The sequence below is a fragment of the Neorhizobium sp. P12A genome (genome assembly GCF_008365395.1).
GTDB lineage: Bacteria > Pseudomonadota > Alphaproteobacteria > Rhizobiales > Rhizobiaceae > Rhizobium.
This window is the reverse complement of the sequence record NZ_QOVX01000006.1, coordinates 174,466-193,944: the sequence shown is the minus strand read 5'-3', so window position 1 is coordinate 193,944 and position 19,479 is coordinate 174,466. Positions and strand designations below refer to the sequence as shown.

The following is a 19,479-nucleotide window of genomic DNA, read 5'->3' as shown; positions in this document are numbered from 1 at the left end:
GTGACGGGATTGGCGTCTCTTTAGCGCAAGTGAAGAGGTCATGCGACAGGAAAATGGCCGCCCTTCACAGGACGGCCATGCAGAATAGATCATGAATTCAGCTGAGGCTTAGAACTTGTAGCCAACCATGAGACCGGCGCGGGTCATGCCGCCATTCGGGCCGTCGCAAAGATTGGCGTGCGAGGAGTGGGCAACCTGGGCCATCAGGCTCCAGTGGCTGTCGAAATTATAGCCAGCGCCGAGATATTCGTGGAAGAGCAGATGACAGCCGAGCTTCGGACCATCGTTTTCGTCGGTCAGGTTGCCGTTGTGGACCACGCCGCCAAAGCCCGCTTCGGTGAAGAAGCCGTTGGGATTTGTCAGTGTCCAGCTCAGGCCACCATAAAGCTGCTGCGCTGCGGTATGGGTCGTGCCGATCGACGTGCCGATATGGATGCGCGGATGGAGGAGCTGGCCTTTCCAGTCGTCGGCCGGATTATAGCCAAACGGATTGAACAGGACCATCACGTCGGGCATGACGCCGTCTTCGCGATCGTGACCGTCCTCAATCGAACCGCTCAAGCCAAAGCGCAATTCATCAAAAATCTTTGGGGCGGGAGCAGGCGCGGGGGCTGCGGGAGGGGCCGATGCAGGCTGAAGATCGGCACCAGAAGCTGGCTGATAGGCAATAGCAACTGAACTCAAAAGCACAAAAGCGGACAATGCGTTTCTCGAAAAACGTCTAACGAGATCGACGTGCAGGCTCATGCAAGAATCCTCAAGAAACCCGCGACTCGCGGGCAGGCTACGCAATTCCTAGCATCGCGAGCGAGATGGTAAAGGAGGCTTGGTATTTCGATGAGGTATTTGAAATTGCTGATGTAAAACCGCAACAGCAGCTGTTGCGCTAGCAAAATCAGCTATAGCTATCGTAGCTTGCAGAGCCATTGTCCAATAGCCGGCGAAGGGTCATCAGACCGGCAGCAACCTCCTCGCGACCTTGCGGAGAGGAGAATGCAACGCGAACGCGATGGTAGACTTTGTCGGTGCGCCCCGCTTTGAATTCGTCTTCGTCATCCACCAGAACGCCGTCGGCCAGGGCTGCATTCTTGAACGTGCCGGATAGCCAGGGCTCGGGCAGCTTCAGCCAGAGAAACGGTACATGCGGATGAGAATTGAAATCGGAACCGGCCAGGATTTCGCGCGCCAGCGCTTCGCGGGCACGGATCTCCTCCGCGCTTTTGCGGCGCAGCGCTTCCGCGTGGCCCTCGAGCACCAGCCGGGCACCGGTCTCAGCCAGGATGAAGGGCAGGCCGCCCGTCGTCATCTTGTGCGTGATCCTGATGCGCTGGGCAAAATGCTGCGGGCAGGCGACCCAGCCGCCTCGCACGCCCGCCGTTACCGCCTTCGATAGGCCACTGACCAGGAAGGTGCGTTCCGGCGCAAGGCTTGCGATCAGCGGGTTCTGGTCCTGCGTCATGCCGCCGTAGAGGTCGTCCTCGATCAGCCAGACGCTGTGGCGGCGAGCGATTGCAATGATTGCCCTGCGTCTCGCTTCGGGCATGGTGGCGACCGTCGGATTGTGCGCGGTCGGCATCAGGAAGGCGAGGCGGGGATGTTGTTGCTGGCAGACGCGCTCGAAATCATCCGGAATGATGCCTTGTTCGTCGGAGTCAACAAGGATCGATCTTCGCCCGAGAAGCCGAGCGCCGCGGCTGACCTGGGTATAGGTCAGATTTTCAAAGACGATCTTGTCGCCGGGGGAGGTGACGGCGGAGATGACTGCGATTGCAGCGGCATGGGCGCCGAGTGTCGGCACGACATTCTCCACGTCGGGATACCAGCCATTGCGGCCAAGCCAGGCGCGTCCCGCCGCAAACCAACTCGCTGGGAAGTTCCGCGAATAGGACGAAATCTCAAGCTGATGGTCCCGGCTGATTTCCGTGAAGAGCCGACCGATGATTTCGCCCTGACCGATGTCGGGCGCCGCCGTTGTGTCGAAGCGAATCTTGTCGCCCGGCGCATCGAAGCCTCGGGTGCCGGCGAGTGCCTGGGTAATGGGATCGGCTTGCTCGATGGGTTTGCTGTTGGCGCGATCCAACACGTAGGTGCCACGCCCGACCTCGCCTGCGACCAGTCCTCGTTCGTGAACCAGCGCATAGGCCCGGCTGATTGTCCCGATTGTCACCCCTATGTCATAGGCAAGATTGCGCTGAGGCGGGAGCTTGGTGCCGGGCGGCAAAACGCCATGGCTGATCGCGGATTCGATACTGTCCGCAACTCGGATATAAACGGGGCCAACGCCGCTCGATAGGTCTGGTAGCCAGTTTGTCATGGGGACAATTTGATAGATTGATCCCTACCCATTGTCAAGAATAGGGTCAATTCGACGCGAATGTAGCGAGTCCAATATCGAATCGACGATGGCAATGGATACAATAAATACAATTGAGAGAGCGGCGCACCAATCGCGTCCGCGCGCAGCTTCACTTTCCTTGAAGGGCGTATTTCACTGTTTTTGCCATCTACTTTGGACTTGGTACGAAAAGCGTGAAAGCAGGCGGACGCTGCGCGATCTGACCGACGATCAGCTCAATGACATCGGCATCACACGTCGCGAGGCGAGGACCGAGGTCAGTAAATCATTCTTCTGGGATTGATCCACGATGGAGCTGGATGCGAAGGCTGCTCAGCAGCCCTTGTTGCCGTTGGCCCAGCGGTTGACGTCGCCAGTGATCTGGGCGGCAGAAGCGCCGCTCATCATCGGACCGAAGGCCTCGAGCTTGGCCGGATTGCCTTCCGCCTGAACGACCAGTGAGGGCCGACCGGTCGGATGGCCGCGATCGACGATCAGGATACGCGGCCGGCCGGTATACGAATTGAGCTCTGGCGCCAGTTGATATTTTGCGAAGGTCGGATTGGCCGACTTGAACCAGCAGGCGTTCGCGCTCAGCATGATGCGTTCCATCGTCGACAGCGCGTCCTTATCGGTTGTCACGACCGGCGCATGCGACTGGCAGGACGCCACCAGAGCGCCGAGACCGGCAAGGAGGACGGACATGCGGAGGGCGACGGAAGGATGACGCATCAATCTCTCTTTCGGGATCGGCTTTGAGGGAGCATGCGGGGGGGAATGCAGCCTGTTTGATCAGGCTGCGATGACATCCAGCGCGGAAGCGAAAAGCCCGCGCCCGTCAGCACCGCCATGGGCGGCTTCAATGAGATTTTCGGGATGCGGCATCATGCCGAGCACATTGCCCTGCGCATTCATAACGGCGGCGATATCGTTGATCGAGCCGTTCGGGTTGGTTCCTTCTGCATAGCGGAACACAACCTGGCCTTCGCCTTCGATACGGGCCAAGGTCTCGGCGTCGGCGAAATAATTGCCGTCGTGGTGGGCGACCGGGCAGCGGATGACCTGACCCTTCGCATAGGCGCGGGTGAAGTCGGTCTCGGCGTTGACGACTTCGAGCTTGATCTGCTTGCAGACGAATTTCAGGGAGGCATTGCGCATCAGAGCGCCGGGCAGCATGCCGGCTTCGACCAGGATCTGGAAACCGTTGCAGACGCCAAGCACCTTCACGCCTTTGTTCGCCTTCTCCTTGATCGCCTGCATGACAGGCATGCGGGCTGCGATCGCGCCGCAGCGGAGATAGTCTCCATAGGAGAAGCCACCCGGAATGACGATGAGATCGACATCCGGAATCTCGGTCTCCGTCTGCCAGACCGTAACAGGTGCTGTTCCCGAGATCTTGGTAAGGGCGGCGATCATGTCGCGATCACGATTGAGGCCGGGAAGTTGGACGACGGCTGACTTCATGGGTGCGGTTCAAACCTTGCTTGTGCTTCTGCGAGTTCACGCAATTCGAGGCGATTTTCAATACGGTCGAGACGCTGATCATGATGGGCCAGAACACCATAGATATTATGGATATCCTGCTGCATGGAAATCATCGTTCCACGCATGCTCTGCATCTCATTTCTGATTTCACCGAGCGCAAAATCGATCTTATCGAATCGCTGATGCATCTTCTTCATGAGCTCATACATCAGTTCGTTGGCAACCTCGGTCATAACCCTCTCCGCAACCGTCAGTCGAGAGAAATAGTATAATTCTCGATAACGGTGTTGGCGAGGAGTTTGTCGCACATGGCCTTGAGATCAGCCTCGGCCTTCGCCTTGTCGACGCCGGCGAGTTCAAGGTCGAAGACCTTTCCCTGGCGGACCTGGTCTACGCCTTCAAAGCCGAGGGCGCCGAGGGCGCCTTCGATTGCCTTGCCCTGCGGATCGAGAACGCCGTTCTTCAGCGTAACGGTAACACGAGCCTTGATCACGATTGTCCTTCCATATGCCTTTACTTGACCAGAACCGGTCCCGTGCCGCGCACGGGTTCGTTCTCGTTGATGATGCCGAGACGGCGCGCCACTTCCGAATAAGCTTCGAGAAGTCCACCCATATCGCGGCGGAAGCGGTCCTTGTCCATCTTTTCGTGGGTCTCGATGTCCCAGAGACGGCAGCTATCCGGCGAGATTTCATCGGCGAGGATAATGCGCATCATGTCGCCTTCGAACAGGCGACCGCACTCGATCTTGAAATCGACGAGCTGGATGCCAACGCCAAGGAAGAGGCCGGTCATGAAGTCGTTGACGCGGATGGCGAGCGCCATGATGTCGTCAAGCTCAGCCGGATTGGCCCAGCCGAAAGCTGTGATGTGCTCCTCCGAGACCATCGGGTCGTTGAGGGCATCCGACTTGTAATAGAACTCGATGATCGAGCGCGGAAGCACCACGCCTTCCTCGATGCCCAGGCGTTCAGCGAGCGAGCCGGCGGCAACGTTGCGCACGACGATCTCAAGCGGAATCATTTCCACTTCCTTGATCAACTGCTCGCGCATGTTCAGGCGGCGGATAAAGTGCGTGGGGATGCCGATCTTGTTCAGATGGCTGAATATATACTCGGAGATCCGGTTGTTCAGGACACCCTTGCCATCGATGACTTCGTGTTTCTTCTTGTTGAAAGCGGTAGCGTCATCCTTGAAAAACTGGATCAGCGTGCCCGGTTCGGGACCCTCGTAAAGGATCTTAGCCTTGCCTTCGTAAATACGGCGGCGACGGTTCATCTTCACTTTTCTCTGTAGTTGGCGCTCTTCGAACAGCGCAAGTGGATCGATCTTTGGGCGTCCCCTTAAAGGAAAAGAAGGAAATTCACAATCGGCCAGCGCCTCCTTCCTCGGGATTTCGCCGAGCGGCCATATACCGCTGCGAGAATCGGGTATTTTCATCTCATGTTCTACAGGCTTTTCTTTGACGAAGAAATGAATGCACCCGTTGCTGCACAATATATAGGAAGCGCAATCGCCACTTTTACCTGGTTTTGTGTGGGAAGATCGCAGGACGACGGAGTTTACCGGCTCAGCGAAGGGATTGCTCGAGCTTCTTCTGGGTAGCCCTTGCACCACGCTCGTTGCCGCGCCAGCTTTCGCTGCGTATGAAATTCGGCATATCCGCGGCCTTCATCGGGTGGGCAAGCGCAAAACCCTGGAGTTGGTCGCAGCCAAGATCGCCCAGGATGTGGACATGTTCCGGGGTTTCCACCCCCTCGGCGGTGACCCTGATATTCAGCGAATGGCCGATATCGATGATCGATCCGACGAGCTTTCGCTGCTCGGCGGAATGGGGCAGGGGCTTGATCAACTCCCGATCGATCTTCAGAGACGCAGGACTAAGCCGAAGCAGACTGACGATGGAGGCGTGGCCCGTTCCGAAGTCATCGATCTCAATATCGATGCCCAGCCTGCGCAGAAGCGCAAGATTGGCCGTCGAGGCCTCGTCACAGTCATCAAGCGAGATGGATTCCAGCAATTCGAAGGCAAGAATTCCCGGCTTTATCTTCAGCGCGCGGAGGCTTTTAGCCAAGCCCGGATCAGCCAGCCGCCGCGACGAAACATTGACCGAAATCTTTGCGATATCGATGCCGGCATCGCGCCATGCGGCATGGTCACGGAGGGCTTGCTCCAGGATGAGGCCGTCAATGGTCGAGACAACATCGAGATCCTCGGCAATCGAAAGGAACTTGTCCGGCGTCATCAGGCCGAAAACCGGATGCTGCCAGCGCGCCAATGTTTCGATACCGACCACATCGAGCGAGCGGGCGCAGAACTGCGGCTGGTAAAAGGGAACGAATTCGTGCCGCTCCAGACCTCGCAAGATTTCGTCGGACAATTGCTTTGTCGCAATGATGTGGCGCTGCATGTCGTGCGAGAAGAACTCATGACGGTTTCGTCCGCCGGCCTTTGCTCGGTAAAGAGCGATATCGGCGTTCAGCAGAAGCTGGTGCGCATCGAGGCGAGGGCCGCTATCGCAGGCGATACCGATACTGGCGCCGAACCGGCAATCGTGACCGTCGTAACGCACAGGCTTGCACAGCTCGCGAATGATCTGGGAGGCCATGCTTGCGATGCGCTTTGAAAAACCCTTGCGCTTGCAGACGACGACGAACTCGTCGCCGCCGATGCGGGCGACGAAATCATCCTTGCCGGCGACCGATACCAGTATGCCGGCTGCGTGCTTCAGCATCATATCACCGGCCCGATGCCCGAGCGTGTCGTTGATCTGCTTGAAGCGGTCAAGATCGATATGGAGGATCGCCAGAAGCGAGCCGTCGGCGCGGCACTCCTGGGATCGGCGGTCCAGCATGTGGTCGAGATAGCGACGGTTGGGGAGGCCGGTCAGGTGATCGTGGAAGGCGATGTGCTCAATCTGCTCCTTGGCCGCTTCCAACTCGCCGTTGCGGGCTTCCGCCAGCGTCTTTGCGCGATGCAGTTCATTGCGAAGGGTCGCTTCCTCTGTCACGTCCCAGTTGGCGCCGATCATCTTCGGATTGCCGCGCTCGTCGACGAAGGGGGCTGCGCGGGCCCGGATGACGCGCACGACGCCATCGGGGCGCACGATCCTATATTCGTGCAGAAAGCCGTCGTCGCCCATGAGATTATCGTTCACTCGCTTCAGCACCCGTTCCCTGTCGTCCGGATGGAGCGTCTCTTCCCAGAAGTTGCTTGGCTTCAGATTCGGCGTGCCATCGATGCCATAGATCGCAAGCAGGCGGTCGTCCCACTCGACCTCATCCTTGTTGATGTCGGCTTCGAAGACGCCGATTCTTGAGATTTCGAGCGCAAGATCCAGACGGCGCGACACATGGGCCAGCATCTCTTCCGCGGCCTTGCGCGGCGAAATATCGGTATCGGTGCCGATGATATGCGTCGGAACGCCATTCTCATCCCATTCCACGGACGCGCCGCGGCATTCGATCCAGACCCAATGGCCGTCCTTGTGGCGCTCGCGATATTCGAAGATGCGATAGGCCGGATCGCCGCTATTTTGTCTTTCGATCGCATGCAGGACATGTTCGCGGTCATCAGGATGCACGCCCTGGATCCAGTCGCCGAGGGCGGCCTCGAATTCCTCGTCCGTTTTCAGTCCGCGCATCTTCCGCCAGGTGTCCGAATAGAACATTCGGCCGCTTTTGAAATCGTGATCCCAAACGCCGAGATCGGAACTGATAAGAGCGGAATTCCAGCGGGCCTCGCGTTCGGCTATCTCTGCAAGCCGGTCCGGTCGATCGCCGACCTCCAGGAACTGGAGAAGCACATATTGCTTGCCGTCTGGAGCATCAGCGCCGATGCGCGACAGGAATAGTTGCGCGGAAATAGCTTCCTGCCCCGATGAAGCCAGATGAATGGAGAGCAGGGTCGACGTTGGGGCTGCCGCCTTCAGCAGACCGTTCAGCGCGTCGATCTCATCCGATTGAATAAAATCATCGATCCTGGCGTCGCCAAGGCTTGCCGAATTGGGGAGGAGCCGGCGAAACGCGGTATTTGCATAGACGACGCGATTATCGGCCCGCTGCACGACAATGCTTGGCAATGGCGCCAAATCGAGCATGCCTGCGAAGTCGAGATTCAAATCTGGGAAGGTCAGTCGATCTTTCGGCAGCGACGTCAAAGGGCACACCCATGCAGAACCTGCGTAACGATGCCCTTATTACATTAAACTTCCCTTAAAGAAGTGGTCGCTGTTATATCTATTCCCACCGATAAGGTGCTGAACTCACTTGCTAAGTTCAGCGGCATCCGGCCGGAGGCGGCTAAGGAATTGAGCAAAGACCATCGTGCCCTCAGGCCATGGACCGTGGCCGGAATCGGCATTGATGTGGCCTGCCTCTCCTGCGTCAATCAGCAGGGAACCCCAGCTATTGGCGATGTCGCCGGCGTGTTCGTAGGTTCCGAACGGATCGTTGCGGCTGGCGATCGTGACTGACGGAAACGGTAGGGGATCGCGCGGATAGGGGCCGAAGGTCATCAGATGCTTCGGCCGGATCTTCGGGTTGGCGACGTCAGGCGGTGCCACCAGGAACGCACCGGCGACCGGCTTCTTGAACAGCGGAATAGCGTGGACGAGAGACGGTATGCCAAGCGAGTGCGCCACCAGAACCACGGGACGTGTCGAGGCGTTCACTTCTTCTGCGATGCGGGCCATCCAATCGTCACGGACCGGCTTCGACCATTCGGCCTGCTCCACGCGCCTTGCCGTGCTGAGCTTCTGCTCCCAGCGGCTTTGCCAGTGATCAGGCCCGGAATTGGTGTAGCCGGGAATGATGAGGATATCTGCGTCTGAGACTTTCATGATGGCCCGATGTGAGAAGCGAGAGGTTCGAAGTCAAGTGAAAAGGCGACAAATGCGGCAAAATTTGCTAGAGTCGTGAAATGCCGGTTGCGATGAACGTGTCGGCCTTCTCATTTGCCGAAAGTTTTAAGCCACCTGCAAGCTTGCGCCCTTTCTGACCCCAGGGGTTTAAGGGGATGGTGCGTTGAAACTGCCGCTACGACTTTACGTTGGGAGAACGTGCTGTCTAGCAGGCTGCGGAGGAGGAAACCCATGACGGCATTCCATGTTATGGCCGGTGCAGACAACAACTTCGTGCGCCCGGTCGTTCGCAAGATAGGCTTTAGCGATATCGGCGACGCACTGAAGTCAGGACTGACAGATTTCAGCGAGAAGCCATCCCACTACGTCTTCCTCTGTCTCATGTACCCGATCGCCGGCATCGTTCTGATCGTCTGGAGTTCCGGTGCAAATCTCCTGCCGTTGCTTTTTCCGTTGATGTCGGGCTTCGCGCTGCTGGGGCCGATTGCCGCCATAGGCCTTTATGAGATCAGCCGTCGCCGGGAAATGGGTCTCGACAGCTCCTGGTCGCATGCCTTCGATGTCCGCTATTCGCCGGCGCTGCCGTCGATCATAGCCGTCGGCATTCTGCTGCTGGCGCTTTTCATCGGATGGCTGATAGTCGCGCAGATGATCTACACGGCCTACTTTGGCGACGCCATGCCGGCTTCAATCTCATCTTTTGTCTCGGAGGTGCTGACAACGCGGGCAGGGATGGGATTGATCTTCTGGGGTAATCTCGCCGGCTTCGTGTTTGCTGTGATTGTGCTTGCGACCACCGTCGTGACTTTCCCGCTTCTGCTCGACCGGGATGTCGGTGCAGTTGCAGCGATCGATGCCAGCATGCGCGCGACATTGGCCAATCCCGGTCCGGTAGCCCTATGGGGCCTGATCGTCGCAGCACTGTTGCTGATCGGAACGATACCGATCTTTGCCGGTCTCGCCGTCGTCATGCCGATCCTCGGTCATTCGACCTGGCACCTCTATCGCAAACTCATCGCCCCTGCGGCATAAGGGATATTGCAAGCTGGTACAGAAAAGCCGCCGGTTCATCCGGCGGCTTGGGACGTTTTGATCTGGAAGAATGCGTTTAGCCGAAGACGCGCTTGAAGATCGTGTCAACATGCTTGGTGTGATAGCCAAGATCGAACTTCTCGCGAATGTCCGCTTCCGACAGCGTCGCCCGGACTTCGGTGTCGGCCAGCAGCTCTTCGAGGAAGTCCTTGCCTTCTTCCCAGACCTTCATGGCATTGCGCTGCACGAGGCGATAGGCATCTTCACGGGAGACACCAGCTTGCGTAAGGGCAAGCAAAACACGCTGTGAGTGAACAAGTCCGCGGAACTTGTTGAGATTCTTCTCCATGTTACCGGGATAGATTACCAGCTTCTCAATGACACCGGCGAGGCGGTTCAGCGCGAAGTCGAGGGTGATCGTGGTGTCCGGGCCAATTGCGCGCTCCACGCTCGAATGGCTGATATCGCGCTCGTGCCAGAGTGCGACGTTTTCCATGGCCGGGACGACCGACATGCGCACAAGACGTGCGAGGCCAGTCAGGTTTTCGGTCAAAACCGGATTGCGCTTGTGCGGCATGGCAGACGAGCCCTTCTGGCCGGGCGAGAAGAATTCTTCGGCTTCCAGCACTTCCGTGCGCTGCATGTGTCGTATTTCGATGGCGACATTCTCGATGGAAGAGGCAATGACACCGAGTGTTGCGAAGAACATGGCGTGGCGGTCACGCGGGATGACCTGTGTCGATACCGGCTCCGGGGTCAGCCCGAGCTTGGCGCAGACGTGCTCTTCGACGCGTGGATCGATATTGGCGAAGGTGCCGACGGCGCCCGAGATCGCGCCGGTAGCGATCTCGGCCCGGGCGGCGACGAGACGGGCACGATTACGGTCCATTTCGGCATAGAAGCGGGCAAGTGTCAGGCCCATCGTCGTCGGTTCGGCGTGAATGCCGTGGCTTCTGCCGATCCGGACGGTGTCCTTGTGCTCGAAGGCGCGAGTCTTGAGAGCTGCAAGAACGCGGTCGAGATCGGCAAGCAGGATGTCGGAGGCACGCACGAGCTGGATGTTCAGCGTGGTGTCGAGCACGTCGGAAGACGTCATGCCCTGATGCACGAAACGACTGTCGGGACCGACGAATTCGGCGAGGTGCGTCAGGAAGGCGATGACATCGTGCTTGGTCACAGCTTCGATTTCGTCGATGCGTGCGACGTCGAAGGTTGCCTTGCCGCCTTTTTCCCAGATCGTCGCAGCCGCCGACTTCGGTATGACGCCAAGCTCGGCCAGCGCGTCACATGCATAGGCCTCGATCTCGAACCAGATGCGGAATTTGGTTTCGGGCGACCAGATGGCGACCATTTCCGGTCGGGAGTAGCGCGGGATCATGGGCTCTCAACTTTCGTGAACGGCAGATAATAAGTGCTTGGCGCCCCTGTAGCAAAGACGCGGCACAATCTCAACGCATGCGTTTTGCAAGATACAGGCTTGTGGCAACAAGGAACAGCAGACCGAGCGGCAGAAAGAGACGGCTGCCGAGGACTGCGAACTGGTAGACGGCGCTGGCGCTGGTAAAAACGAACTGGAACATCCAGACGATGGAACCGAAAGGCGCATGCCAGCGCGAATAGAACAAGCGGTAGTCCATCGCGAACAGAAACGCAGTCATTGCCATCGTGCCGACCGAAAGCGTCAGGAAGAAAGCCGCGAACCGCGTTTCCACCGACTTGCGGAAGGCAAGGACGCGGGCAAGCGGGATCATGAACGGCCAGGCAAAGGCGCCGCCAAAAAAATAGACGACCAGCAGTTCCATGAGACGGTCTGTCAGGAGGCCGTTGCGGAGGGCGATGGCAAGAAGCGCAGACAGCGCCATCATGGCGCCCCACCCCAGGGCGCCGAAGATGAATTCTCTGAAGGGCGGAATTGCCGTCCCCAGACGTTGACGGCGTCGATCTTTCGCCGGCTTAGTTTGCTCCACTTCGACCCTGTTCGGCAGCGGAACGCAGGGCACCGATGGCTTGGCGGTAGGCTTCAAGGGAGCCGCCCTTGAAGATTGCCGAGCCAGCCACGAATACGTTGCCACCTGCCGCGGCGATCGTTCCCGCGGTCTCGGCGGTGACGCCGCCATCGACTTCTAGCTCGATCGGCCTGTCGCCGATGAGTGACTTGGCCATTCTGATCTTCTCGGCCATCGCGGGGATGAATTTCTGGCCGCCAAATCCGGGGTTGACCGACATGATGAGGATCATGTCGACATCGTCGAGCACGTTTTCGAGAATGCTGAGCGGCGTCGCCGGATTGAGCGTCACGCCGACCTTCTTGCCGAGGTGACGGATCGCCTGCAGGGAGCGATGCAGATGGACACCGGCTTCGGCATGCACGGTGATGCGATCGCAGCCGGCCTTCGCGAAGGCCTCGAGGTATGGATCGGCCGGAGAGATCATGAGATGGCAGTCGAAGGTCGCGTCCGTATAGGAGCGGAGCGACTTGATGACATCAGGACCGAACGAGATGTTCGGCACGAAATGACCATCCATGACGTCGAGATGGATCCAATCGGCGCCGGCCGCGGTGACGTCGCGGACTTCCTGGCCGAGCTTGGCGAAATCAGCCGCAAGAATGGAAGGAGCGATGCGGATAGGTAAGGTCATGGCGTCAAGACTCCGTCGAGGGCTTTTGCGAGATGGCTTAGCACTCGATCGTCAGCTAAACAACCGGCCAAGGTCATGTCGCGCAATCTCAGTTCGTGGGAGATTGCGGCGGAGCAAAGGCCTTGCCTCGCCATTCCTGAAGCCGATAAGGATTGTCAGCGAGTTCGTGGTTCTGGCCGAAGGTTACCGGCCCAAGCACGGTCTGGAAGGTCGTGCCGATGAGTTTGCCGGCCAGCGGCTTGTTCTCGGAGATTGCCGCCTCGACTGCCTGGCTGGCAATGGCCGCCGCTGCGGCCGAGGGCAAGACATAGCCCTCAGGTTCGATACCGGCGGCGCGCATGGCCTGAACCGTCGCCGTGGCCGACGGAAGGCTTGCATAATCGGGAATCGCCACCGCCAGCGAGCCTGATGCCAGCGGCACGGGCTGGTCAGCCGCCCGCATGCTGTCCCCGCCCATGACGACGAGCGGAATTTTTTCAGACTGAGCATCGCGGGCGATGATTGCGACGTCGCTGCGGTCGCCGCCGACGAAGACATGGGTCGCACCGGTTTTCTTCAGCCTGCGCACGAGAGCAATCTGCTGCTCCTGACCGGGGCGATAGGTGTCGTTGAAGACAGGCTTCAGGCCGCGTTCATCGAGAGCGCTGCGCACCGCATCGACGAGTTCCCGCCCATGGATCGTGCCGTCGTCGATCAGCGCGATCGGGTCCGCCGTCCAGTCCCTCAGGATAATGTCGACCACTTTTGCGGCTTCGGCACCATCGACGGGGGCCAATCTGAAGAGCGGCCATCCGCTCTTCAGCGCATCCTCCATGAGGATGCGGGCGCGGACGGACACCGTAATCACGGGGATGCCGGCGTCTTTCAGTTTCGGAAGCGCGCCTTCCAGGGTTTCGCTGCAGAGAAAACCCACGGCGACCTGGACCTTGGCATTGATCAATGCATCTGCGACTGCCGCACCGGTTCCGTCCGTGCAGGGCTCGTTGACAGATGCGACGGTATTCTTTGATGCCTTGGCTTCAAAGCCGGCACCGGCAGCAATCTGCGCGCCTAAAACTGCGTAATTGCCGCCCTGAGGCGCGACCACTCCGATGTTGACACCGGCGGCATAGGCACTTCCAGCGGCCAGTAGCAGCGGAAAGGACGACAAAATGCGGCACAGGCGGTTCATCAAATGGATATCCCGGAAATTTCCCTGTTCTTTTATCCGTCCAGAGGCGGGCGTCAAAGAAAAAGCGGCAAAATCCGTCAGTTTTCCGGATGGTATTGTAGAAAAGCTAACGGATGGGGCTCATATCTAGGGAAAACGATAATAACGAAACAGACTGGAGAACGGCATTGTTGGACAAGCAGCATATGGATCCCGTGCACTATCGCGATGCCATGAGCCGCTATGCAGGACATGTACAGCTGGTAACGACCATCCTGGGCAAGGAGCGGCGAGGGGTGACGATCACGGCCGCCTGTTCGGTTTCCGACAATCCTGCGTCCGTGCTGATATGCCTGAACAACAGCAACGCGAAGAACGATATATTTATTCACAGCGGCATCTTCGCGCTCAATGCGCTCGGCGCGCACAATCAGGTCCTTGCCGACGCTTTTTCCGGCAAGACTCAAATGACGGCCGATGAGCGCTTTGCTTCGGGAACCTTCGATACGCTGGTCACAGGCGCGCCGGCGCTCACGGATGCGCTCGCGACCTTCGATTGCCGTGTGACCGAGGTCATGCGTGGCGCAACGCACAACATCATCTTCGGCGAGGTCGTTGCCGTTAGGTTCAGCGAGAGCAAGCCTGCTCTCCTCTACATGAACCGCGGCTATCACACGCTTTAAGCAACGAGCGGATGCCGAGGCAAAGATGGACAATACCGATATCGAGGAAATGTTTCAGTCGCTCGGGCCGGTGACGATCAAGTGCATGTTTGGCGGCAAGGGCGTTTATCACATGGGCCGCATCATTGCGGTCGAAGTCCGCGATGAGATGCTTCTGAAGGCCGATGACGTCAGCGCCCCCGAATTCGAGGCCGCAGGCGCTAGACGATGGTTTTATGAAGGCAAGAAGGGCAAGCCGGTGAACATGCCCTATTGGTCCATCCCTGAAGATGCTTTCGACGATCCCGATATCATGGCCCATTGGGTGCGGCTCGCCTATCAGGCGGCGCTGCGGGCCGAATAGACGTCAGCGAAACTCGTCTTCGTTCAGATTGGCGATTGCGGCCTGCGCGAAAGCGGAGAGCGGGCTCGGCAAGTCATCGCGACCGAACCAGCCGAAATCGGAAAGCTTATCCGGCTCCACCAACTGCGGCTCGCCGGATATATCCTGCGTCACGTAGATCAGCGATATCCAGTGATGGCGGTCTTCGGTGGAGATCAGTTCGGTGGTGCACAGAAATTCGGTCGCGCCGATGAGCAAACCGGTCTCTTCGGTTGCTTCGCGTGATGCCGCGGCTGCAGCCGTTTCCATGTGATCGACCTTGCCGCCCGGAATGCTCCAGAAGCCGGCTTCGGGCGCCTTAATGCGCTTATAGAGAAGCAGCTTGCCATTGCGAAGAATGGCAAGTCCTGTTCCGACACCGGGAAAGTCTATTCCGGGATTACCCGTCACGCGCGGCCCATCAGGCCTTTGCGCTGGCAACGATCAACATGAAGGCAGGAATGTCGTCGCCGAAGCCGACCGGGGTCGGGCCGTCGTCCTGATCACGGTGGTAACGGCTGCGACGATCGCGATTGTCGTCGTTTGCGGGATAGGGCCGATTGCCGCGAGAGCCGTTGTGGGACTTGTTATTGTCCGACTTATTGTTCTCTGACTTGCGTTCGTTTTTCAAACTTTCGGCCCTTGCTGGTGCTGCTTCGATCGTTTCAACCCGAGTATCCTCGGCATCGATATCAGATTTATGACCCGTGGAGGCGCGACCCTTGCCGCGGCCCCGGTCTCGATCCCTTTCGCGACCATTACGGCGCGGACGGTCGGTTTCCTGGCTTTCTTCGGGTGGCGGAAGGGCGCTGAGATCGCCGTTCAGCCACTCGACCTTCTCGCCGATCAGCTTTTCGATCGCATCCACATGCTTGGTGTCGCGCTTGGTGACGAGCGTGAAAGCTGCACCGGAGCGACCTGCGCGACCGGTACGGCCAATGCGGTGGACATAATCTTCCGAATGGATCGGAACGTCGAAGTTGAAGACGTGGCCGACATCCGGCAGGTCGAGGCCGCGGGCAGCAACGTCGGAGGCGACCAGCAACTGAATGTTGCCGTCGCGGAAGTTCTGCAGCATCGTTGTACGCGAGCGCTGGTCCATGTCACCATGAAGAGCACCGACCGAGAAACCGTGGCGCTCCAGCGACCGGAACAGGTCGGCGACGTCCTTCTTGCGATTGCAGAAGATGATCGCGTTCTTGAGGTCTGTCTGCGCGCGAATCAGGTCACGAAGCGTTGCGCGTTTTTCGTAGTCCTTGCCATGCGAGGCAACGAAGCGCTGCGTCACCGTCTTTGCGGTCGAAGAAGGCTTGGCGACCTCGATGCGTTCTGGATTCTGCAGGAAGCGGTCGGCCAGCTTCTGGATTTCACCAGGCATCGTGGCGGAGAAGAACAGCGTCTGGCGCGTAAATGGAATAAGCTTGGCGATACGCTCGATATCGGGGATGAAGCCCATGTCGAGCATACGGTCGGCTTCATCGATGACCAAGATTTCGACGCCGCTCATCAAAAGCTTGCCGCGTTCGAAATGGTCGAGCAGGCGGCCGGGCGTGCAGATCAGGACGTCGGCGCCGCGCTCCAGCTTGCGGTCCTGGTCTTCGAAGGAAACGCCGCCGATCAGAAGAGCGATGTTCAGGCGGTGGTTCTTGCCGTATTTCTCAAAGTTCTCCGCAACCTGGGCTGCGAGTTCGCGCGTCGGCTCGAGAATAAGCGTGCGCGGCATGCGCGCACGGGCGCGTCCTTTTTCAAGCAGCGTCAACATCGGCAGGACGAAAGATGCCGTCTTGCCGGTTCCCGTCTGCGCGATACCGCAAATATCGCGGCGCTGCAGGGCAAACGGGATGGCGCCAGCCTGAATAGGGGTTGGAATAGTATAGCCCGCGTCTGTCACCGCGGATAAGACTTTTTGGCTCAAGCCAAGGTCAGCAAATGTGGTCAAAGGGAGAACTGTTTCCGTTCCGGTTCGGTCGAACACTGATGAGTCGACACGCAATGCATGCCGCGATGCAGCGCGACATAGTCCCAAACACCCGGTGAGTCAAGGAAAGCAGACGTCCAGCGGTCTTCCTGGATTAAGGAGACTGCAATTTTTCAGCTCATTTTGCGGCTGTTGCTCGTTTGCAACATCCTGGAACGAGGGTAAATGCTTTCATGAAATTGAGGCAATGTTTAGCCGGCAGCGATCCTAATTGATGTAGCTGGCCAGTCTTGCGCCGGCGTTGACGAAATACATCGGATCGATCGGGCGACCGTTTTCGCGCACTTCGTAATGGAGATGGGTTCCCGTCGATCGGCCGGTGCTGCCGGCAAGGCCGATGGCGTCGCCTGCCTTCACGGTGTCGCCGGCCTGCACCAGGAGCTGCTCCATATGGCCGTAGCGCGTGGATATTCCGTCACCGTGATCGATCTCCACCATGTTGCCGTAGCCGTTGGCCCAACCGGCCGAAACGACCTTGCCCGGAGCGGTCGCCTTGACCTTTTCGCCGGGGCTGAAATGGAAATCGGTTCCGGTATGCAGCGCCAGCTTGCCGAAGAATGGGTCCTTGCGATTGCCGAAGGGGCTGGTGATCAGCTTGCCGGGCGCCGGATTGCGAAAGGGTAGGTCCTCGACCGTGGTGCGCATGGTGTCCAGACGGGTCAGGGCCGTATCGAGATTATCCAGCGAATGGTCGAATGCATCTTCGCTCTGCGGCGGAACGTAGGGACCGCCAACGCCTTCGTCGGCATCGCTCGCGACATCAGCGCTCGCCGTTTCTACCGGAAGGCTGACGCCGACGTGTTTGACGATGGACTGGATCGCATCGGCTGTCTGCGAGGCGTCTGCCGTCAGCTTCTGGACGCGGCTCAACTGATCCTGCTCGATGCGCTTAAGCGACAGCGTTACCTTGGAGAATACGCGATCGGCCCGGTCGGCCACGGTCTCCGGAGCGGGAACGTAGGCGAGGGTGGAATTGTCAGGCGTCGCATCGGCTGGATCGCCCTTGGAAAGGGCTGCCTCGATCGTCTGCGGGCTACCGCTGAGCTCGGCATGCTGGTCTTTTACGGAAGGTGCAGCCGGATCGTTCGGCTGATCCTTGCCCATCAAACCGGAGCTTTCGGCGCGGTCGAGCAGGGCGTCGAGCTTGCCATGCCGCTGCGACAGGGCCTGCTGCTGCTCCATCAGCTTGTCGACCTTGTCTTCGACGACCTGCTGATCCAGCAATTGACGGGACGTGACGCGATCCACCTGCGCGCGGAGAGCAGCTATGCGATCCTCATAGTCGTATTGCATGCGCGCCTGGCGCGCCATCGTCGCGCCGATCAGGTCATCGCGCAAAACGAGATAGGATGTGGCCAGCAGATAGCCGATAGAAAAGAGACCTATGACGGAAACGCCAAGCGCTGCCATCCAGGGCCGAATGGTCATGTGGCGCACCTTGTCGCCACTCGCAAGAATGAGAACGTGATGCTGTGCCCGCTTGCCGAATATCCGGTTTTGATGTCCGCCGCTCACGGAGAATCTCCCAATCGATGCGTCTCAGCTCGTTTGGAGAATTACACATTATTAAGGTTAACAATTGCTTTCAGTGACGTTACGTGAGGCCGCCGCCTGATGCCACGACGTCAGGCGCTGCTGGTCGCCGTCAGGGCGCGGTAGAAGGAGGGCGTCAGGCCTGCTTCAGCGCGTGCGATATCGTTGAAAGGCGCCTTGAGCGGCCCTCTGAAATTCGCCCTCACGAGTTCCTGGAACGCCCGCACGGGATCGCGCTTCTCCCTGGCGCAGAGGAAACGAAACCATTTCGCGCCAACGGCCACATGACCTTTCTCGTCATTGTAGATGACGTCGAGCACGGCGGCACTTTCCATGTCTCCGGTTTCGCGCATTTTGGCTTGCAGTGCCGGCGTGACGTCGAGCCCGCGAGCCTCGAGGATCAGCGGTACGACGGCGAGGCGGGCGGTGAGGTCGTTGCGGGTGGCATGGGCTGCCTGCCAGAGCCCGTCATGGGCCGGCATGTCGCCATAGTCGGCGCCTAGATCCCGCAATCTGTTGCGCACCATCCGAAAATGCTTGGCCTCCTCGAAGGCAACCTGCATCCAGCCGTCGAAGAAGGAATGCGGCACGGGTTCTGTTGCGAATCGCGCAACAATGTCGAGCGCGAGATCGACGGCGTTGAGCTCGATATGAGCAATTGCATGTAGCAGGGCGATGCGGCCGTTGACTGTATGCAGCGAGCGCTTTTCCGTGTGCTTCGGCGGAACGAGTTCCGGCTTTTCAGGCCTTCCGGGCCGATCCGGCAGTGGCGAGTCGAGCGGCGAACGAAGCGAAAGCCTCCTCTCGAACCAGCGCGTTGCCGATTCCTGTGCGATTGCAGTCTTGCGATCGAGATCCGCAGAACCGATCGCCTCGATCGCGCCGCCACGCAGCGAGATGATGGTGTGTCCGGCTACGGTCGTTATGCTCCGCTCGTTAGTCTTCACAGCGCCCTGACCGCGTTCAGCACGTCTTCCGCATGGCCGGCGACTTTCACCTTCGGCCAGATCTTCTCAATTCGTCCTTCCTTGTCGAGCAGAAAGGTTGTCCGCTCGACACCCATGTACGTCCTGCCGTACATGCTCTTTTCCTTCCAGACGCCGTAAGCCTCCAGCGTGGTCTTTTCCTCATCGGAGACGAGCAGCACTGAAAGATTGTGCTTCCTGACGAACTTGTCGTGGCTCTTGACGGAATCCGGCGACATGCCGATGACGACGGTATCCGCGGCTGCGAACTCCTGCTCCAATTGCGTGAAGGCAATCGATTCTGCCGTGCAGCCCGTCGTGTCATCCTTGGGGTAGAAAAAGAGGACTACGGCCTTTCCCTCGAATTGAGAGAGACTGACGCGTCCGCCACCGTCGCGGGGAAGATCGAAATCCGGTGCGTGGGCGCCAACTCCAAGTTCGGCCATGGGAAAACCT

22 protein-coding genes are annotated in these 19,479 nt (G+C 58.9%); 4 read left to right on the top strand and 18 right to left on the bottom strand.

Going from position 1 to position 19,479, the window contains the following annotated elements:
* Positions 1-108: 108 nt before the first annotated feature.
* Positions 109-747 (bottom strand): acyloxyacyl hydrolase, encoded by a 639-nt coding sequence (locus DTW90_RS19095; protein ID WP_149340206.1) that lies wholly within the window; start codon positions 745-747, stop codon positions 109-111.
* A 148-nt stretch (positions 748-895) separates the two neighbouring features.
* Complete coding sequence (locus tag DTW90_RS19090) at positions 896-2,314, bottom strand: PLP-dependent aminotransferase family protein (protein ID WP_132524680.1); 1,419 nt, start codon at positions 2,312-2,314, stop codon at positions 896-898.
* 94 nt (positions 2,315-2,408) lie between these two features.
* On the opposite strand from DTW90_RS19090, the gene DTW90_RS19085 reads away from it, so the two are divergent.
* The gene (locus DTW90_RS19085) at positions 2,409-2,639 is read left to right on the top strand and encodes a DUF1127 domain-containing protein (protein ID WP_149340453.1); all 231 of its coding nucleotides are present in this window, start codon (positions 2,409-2,411) and stop codon (positions 2,637-2,639) included.
* A gap of 29 nt (positions 2,640-2,668) precedes the next feature.
* On the opposite strand, the gene DTW90_RS19080 is transcribed toward DTW90_RS19085, so the two are convergent.
* The 7 genes from DTW90_RS19080 to DTW90_RS19050 all read right to left on the bottom strand — a co-directional run bounded on the left by DTW90_RS19080 (position 2,669) and on the right by DTW90_RS19050 (position 8,660).
* On the bottom strand, positions 2,669-3,067 hold the full coding sequence (locus DTW90_RS19080; protein ID WP_149340204.1) for a hypothetical protein: 399 nt from the start codon (positions 3,065-3,067) through the stop codon (positions 2,669-2,671).
* 60 nt (positions 3,068-3,127) lie between these two features.
* Positions 3,128-3,799, bottom strand: coding sequence for a phosphoribosylformylglycinamidine synthase subunit PurQ (gene purQ, locus DTW90_RS19075; RefSeq protein ID WP_149340203.1), 672 nt, complete (start codon positions 3,797-3,799; stop codon positions 3,128-3,130).
* Positions 3,796-4,053, bottom strand: coding sequence for a hypothetical protein (locus tag DTW90_RS19070; RefSeq protein WP_149340201.1), 258 nt, complete (start codon positions 4,051-4,053; stop codon positions 3,796-3,798). Before DTW90_RS19070 ends, purQ begins: the two co-directional genes overlap by 4 nt.
* Before the next feature lie 17 nt (positions 4,054-4,070).
* Complete coding sequence (gene purS, locus DTW90_RS19065; protein WP_149340199.1) at positions 4,071-4,313, bottom strand: phosphoribosylformylglycinamidine synthase subunit PurS; 243 nt, start codon at positions 4,311-4,313, stop codon at positions 4,071-4,073.
* Between the two features lie 20 nt (positions 4,314-4,333).
* Positions 4,334-5,098: a phosphoribosylaminoimidazolesuccinocarboxamide synthase gene (gene purC / locus DTW90_RS19060; RefSeq protein WP_132524689.1), complete on the bottom strand. Its 765-nt coding sequence runs from the start codon at positions 5,096-5,098 to the stop codon at positions 4,334-4,336.
* 292 nt (positions 5,099-5,390) lie between these two features.
* Complete coding sequence (locus DTW90_RS19055) at positions 5,391-7,625, bottom strand: EAL domain-containing protein (protein WP_246664981.1); 2,235 nt, start codon at positions 7,623-7,625, stop codon at positions 5,391-5,393.
* A 459-nt stretch (positions 7,626-8,084) separates the two neighbouring features.
* A complete protein-coding gene (locus tag DTW90_RS19050; protein WP_132524693.1) occupies positions 8,085-8,660 on the bottom strand; it encodes an alpha/beta hydrolase in 576 nt (191 codons plus the stop codon).
* Between the two features lie 252 nt (positions 8,661-8,912).
* Here DTW90_RS19050 and DTW90_RS19045 point away from each other — a divergent pair, with 252 nt between their 5' ends.
* Positions 8,913-9,713, top strand: a complete 801-nt coding sequence (locus DTW90_RS19045) for a DUF2189 domain-containing protein (RefSeq protein WP_149340195.1) — start codon at positions 8,913-8,915, stop codon at positions 9,711-9,713.
* A 76-nt stretch (positions 9,714-9,789) separates the two neighbouring features.
* On the opposite strand, the gene purB is transcribed toward DTW90_RS19045, so the two are convergent.
* The 4 genes from purB to DTW90_RS19025 form a co-directional block, all read right to left on the bottom strand.
* On the bottom strand, positions 9,790-11,091 hold the full coding sequence (purB, locus tag DTW90_RS19040; protein ID WP_149340193.1) for an adenylosuccinate lyase: 1,302 nt from the start codon (positions 11,089-11,091) through the stop codon (positions 9,790-9,792).
* 70 nt (positions 11,092-11,161) lie between these two features.
* The gene (locus DTW90_RS19035; RefSeq protein WP_149340452.1) at positions 11,162-11,638 is read right to left on the bottom strand and encodes a hypothetical protein; all 477 of its coding nucleotides are present in this window, start codon (positions 11,636-11,638) and stop codon (positions 11,162-11,164) included.
* Between the two features lie 28 nt (positions 11,639-11,666).
* Positions 11,667-12,353: a ribulose-phosphate 3-epimerase gene (gene rpe / locus DTW90_RS19030; protein WP_149340191.1), complete on the bottom strand. Its 687-nt coding sequence runs from the start codon at positions 12,351-12,353 to the stop codon at positions 11,667-11,669.
* A gap of 88 nt (positions 12,354-12,441) precedes the next feature.
* A complete protein-coding gene (locus DTW90_RS19025) occupies positions 12,442-13,524 on the bottom strand; it encodes a branched-chain amino acid ABC transporter substrate-binding protein (RefSeq protein WP_149340189.1) in 1,083 nt (360 codons plus the stop codon).
* 167 nt (positions 13,525-13,691) lie between these two features.
* Here DTW90_RS19025 and DTW90_RS19020 point away from each other — a divergent pair, with 167 nt between their 5' ends.
* Positions 13,692-14,186 carry a flavin reductase gene (locus DTW90_RS19020; protein ID WP_149340187.1) on the top strand — a complete coding sequence of 165 codons (495 nt, stop codon included), beginning with the start codon at positions 13,692-13,694 and terminating at the stop codon, positions 14,184-14,186.
* A gap of 25 nt (positions 14,187-14,211) precedes the next feature.
* Positions 14,212-14,529 (top strand): TfoX/Sxy family protein, encoded by a 318-nt coding sequence (locus tag DTW90_RS19015; protein WP_149340185.1) that lies wholly within the window; start codon positions 14,212-14,214, stop codon positions 14,527-14,529.
* Positions 14,530-14,532: 3 nt separating this feature from the next.
* Here the strand turns inward: DTW90_RS19015 and DTW90_RS19010 are convergent, their stop codons facing one another.
* The 5 genes from DTW90_RS19010 to DTW90_RS18990 form a co-directional block, all read right to left on the bottom strand.
* Positions 14,533-14,958 carry an NUDIX domain-containing protein gene (locus DTW90_RS19010; protein ID WP_149340183.1) on the bottom strand — a complete coding sequence of 142 codons (426 nt, stop codon included), beginning with the start codon at positions 14,956-14,958 and terminating at the stop codon, positions 14,533-14,535.
* Positions 14,959-14,968: 10 nt separating this feature from the next.
* Entirely contained in the window at positions 14,969-16,486 is a 1,518-nt protein-coding gene (locus DTW90_RS19005) for a DEAD/DEAH box helicase (protein WP_132524711.1), read from the bottom strand.
* A gap of 246 nt (positions 16,487-16,732) precedes the next feature.
* A complete protein-coding gene (locus DTW90_RS19000; protein ID WP_149340182.1) occupies positions 16,733-18,040 on the bottom strand; it encodes a M23 family metallopeptidase in 1,308 nt (435 codons plus the stop codon).
* A gap of 110 nt (positions 18,041-18,150) precedes the next feature.
* Positions 18,151-19,005 (bottom strand): ferritin-like domain-containing protein, encoded by an 855-nt coding sequence (locus DTW90_RS18995; RefSeq protein WP_246664975.1) that lies wholly within the window; start codon positions 19,003-19,005, stop codon positions 18,151-18,153.
* Entirely contained in the window at positions 19,002-19,469 is a 468-nt protein-coding gene (locus DTW90_RS18990; RefSeq protein WP_149340180.1) for a peroxiredoxin, read from the bottom strand. The genes DTW90_RS18995 and DTW90_RS18990 overlap by 4 nt, the downstream gene beginning before the upstream one ends.
* Between the last annotated feature and the right edge of the window lie 10 nt (positions 19,470-19,479).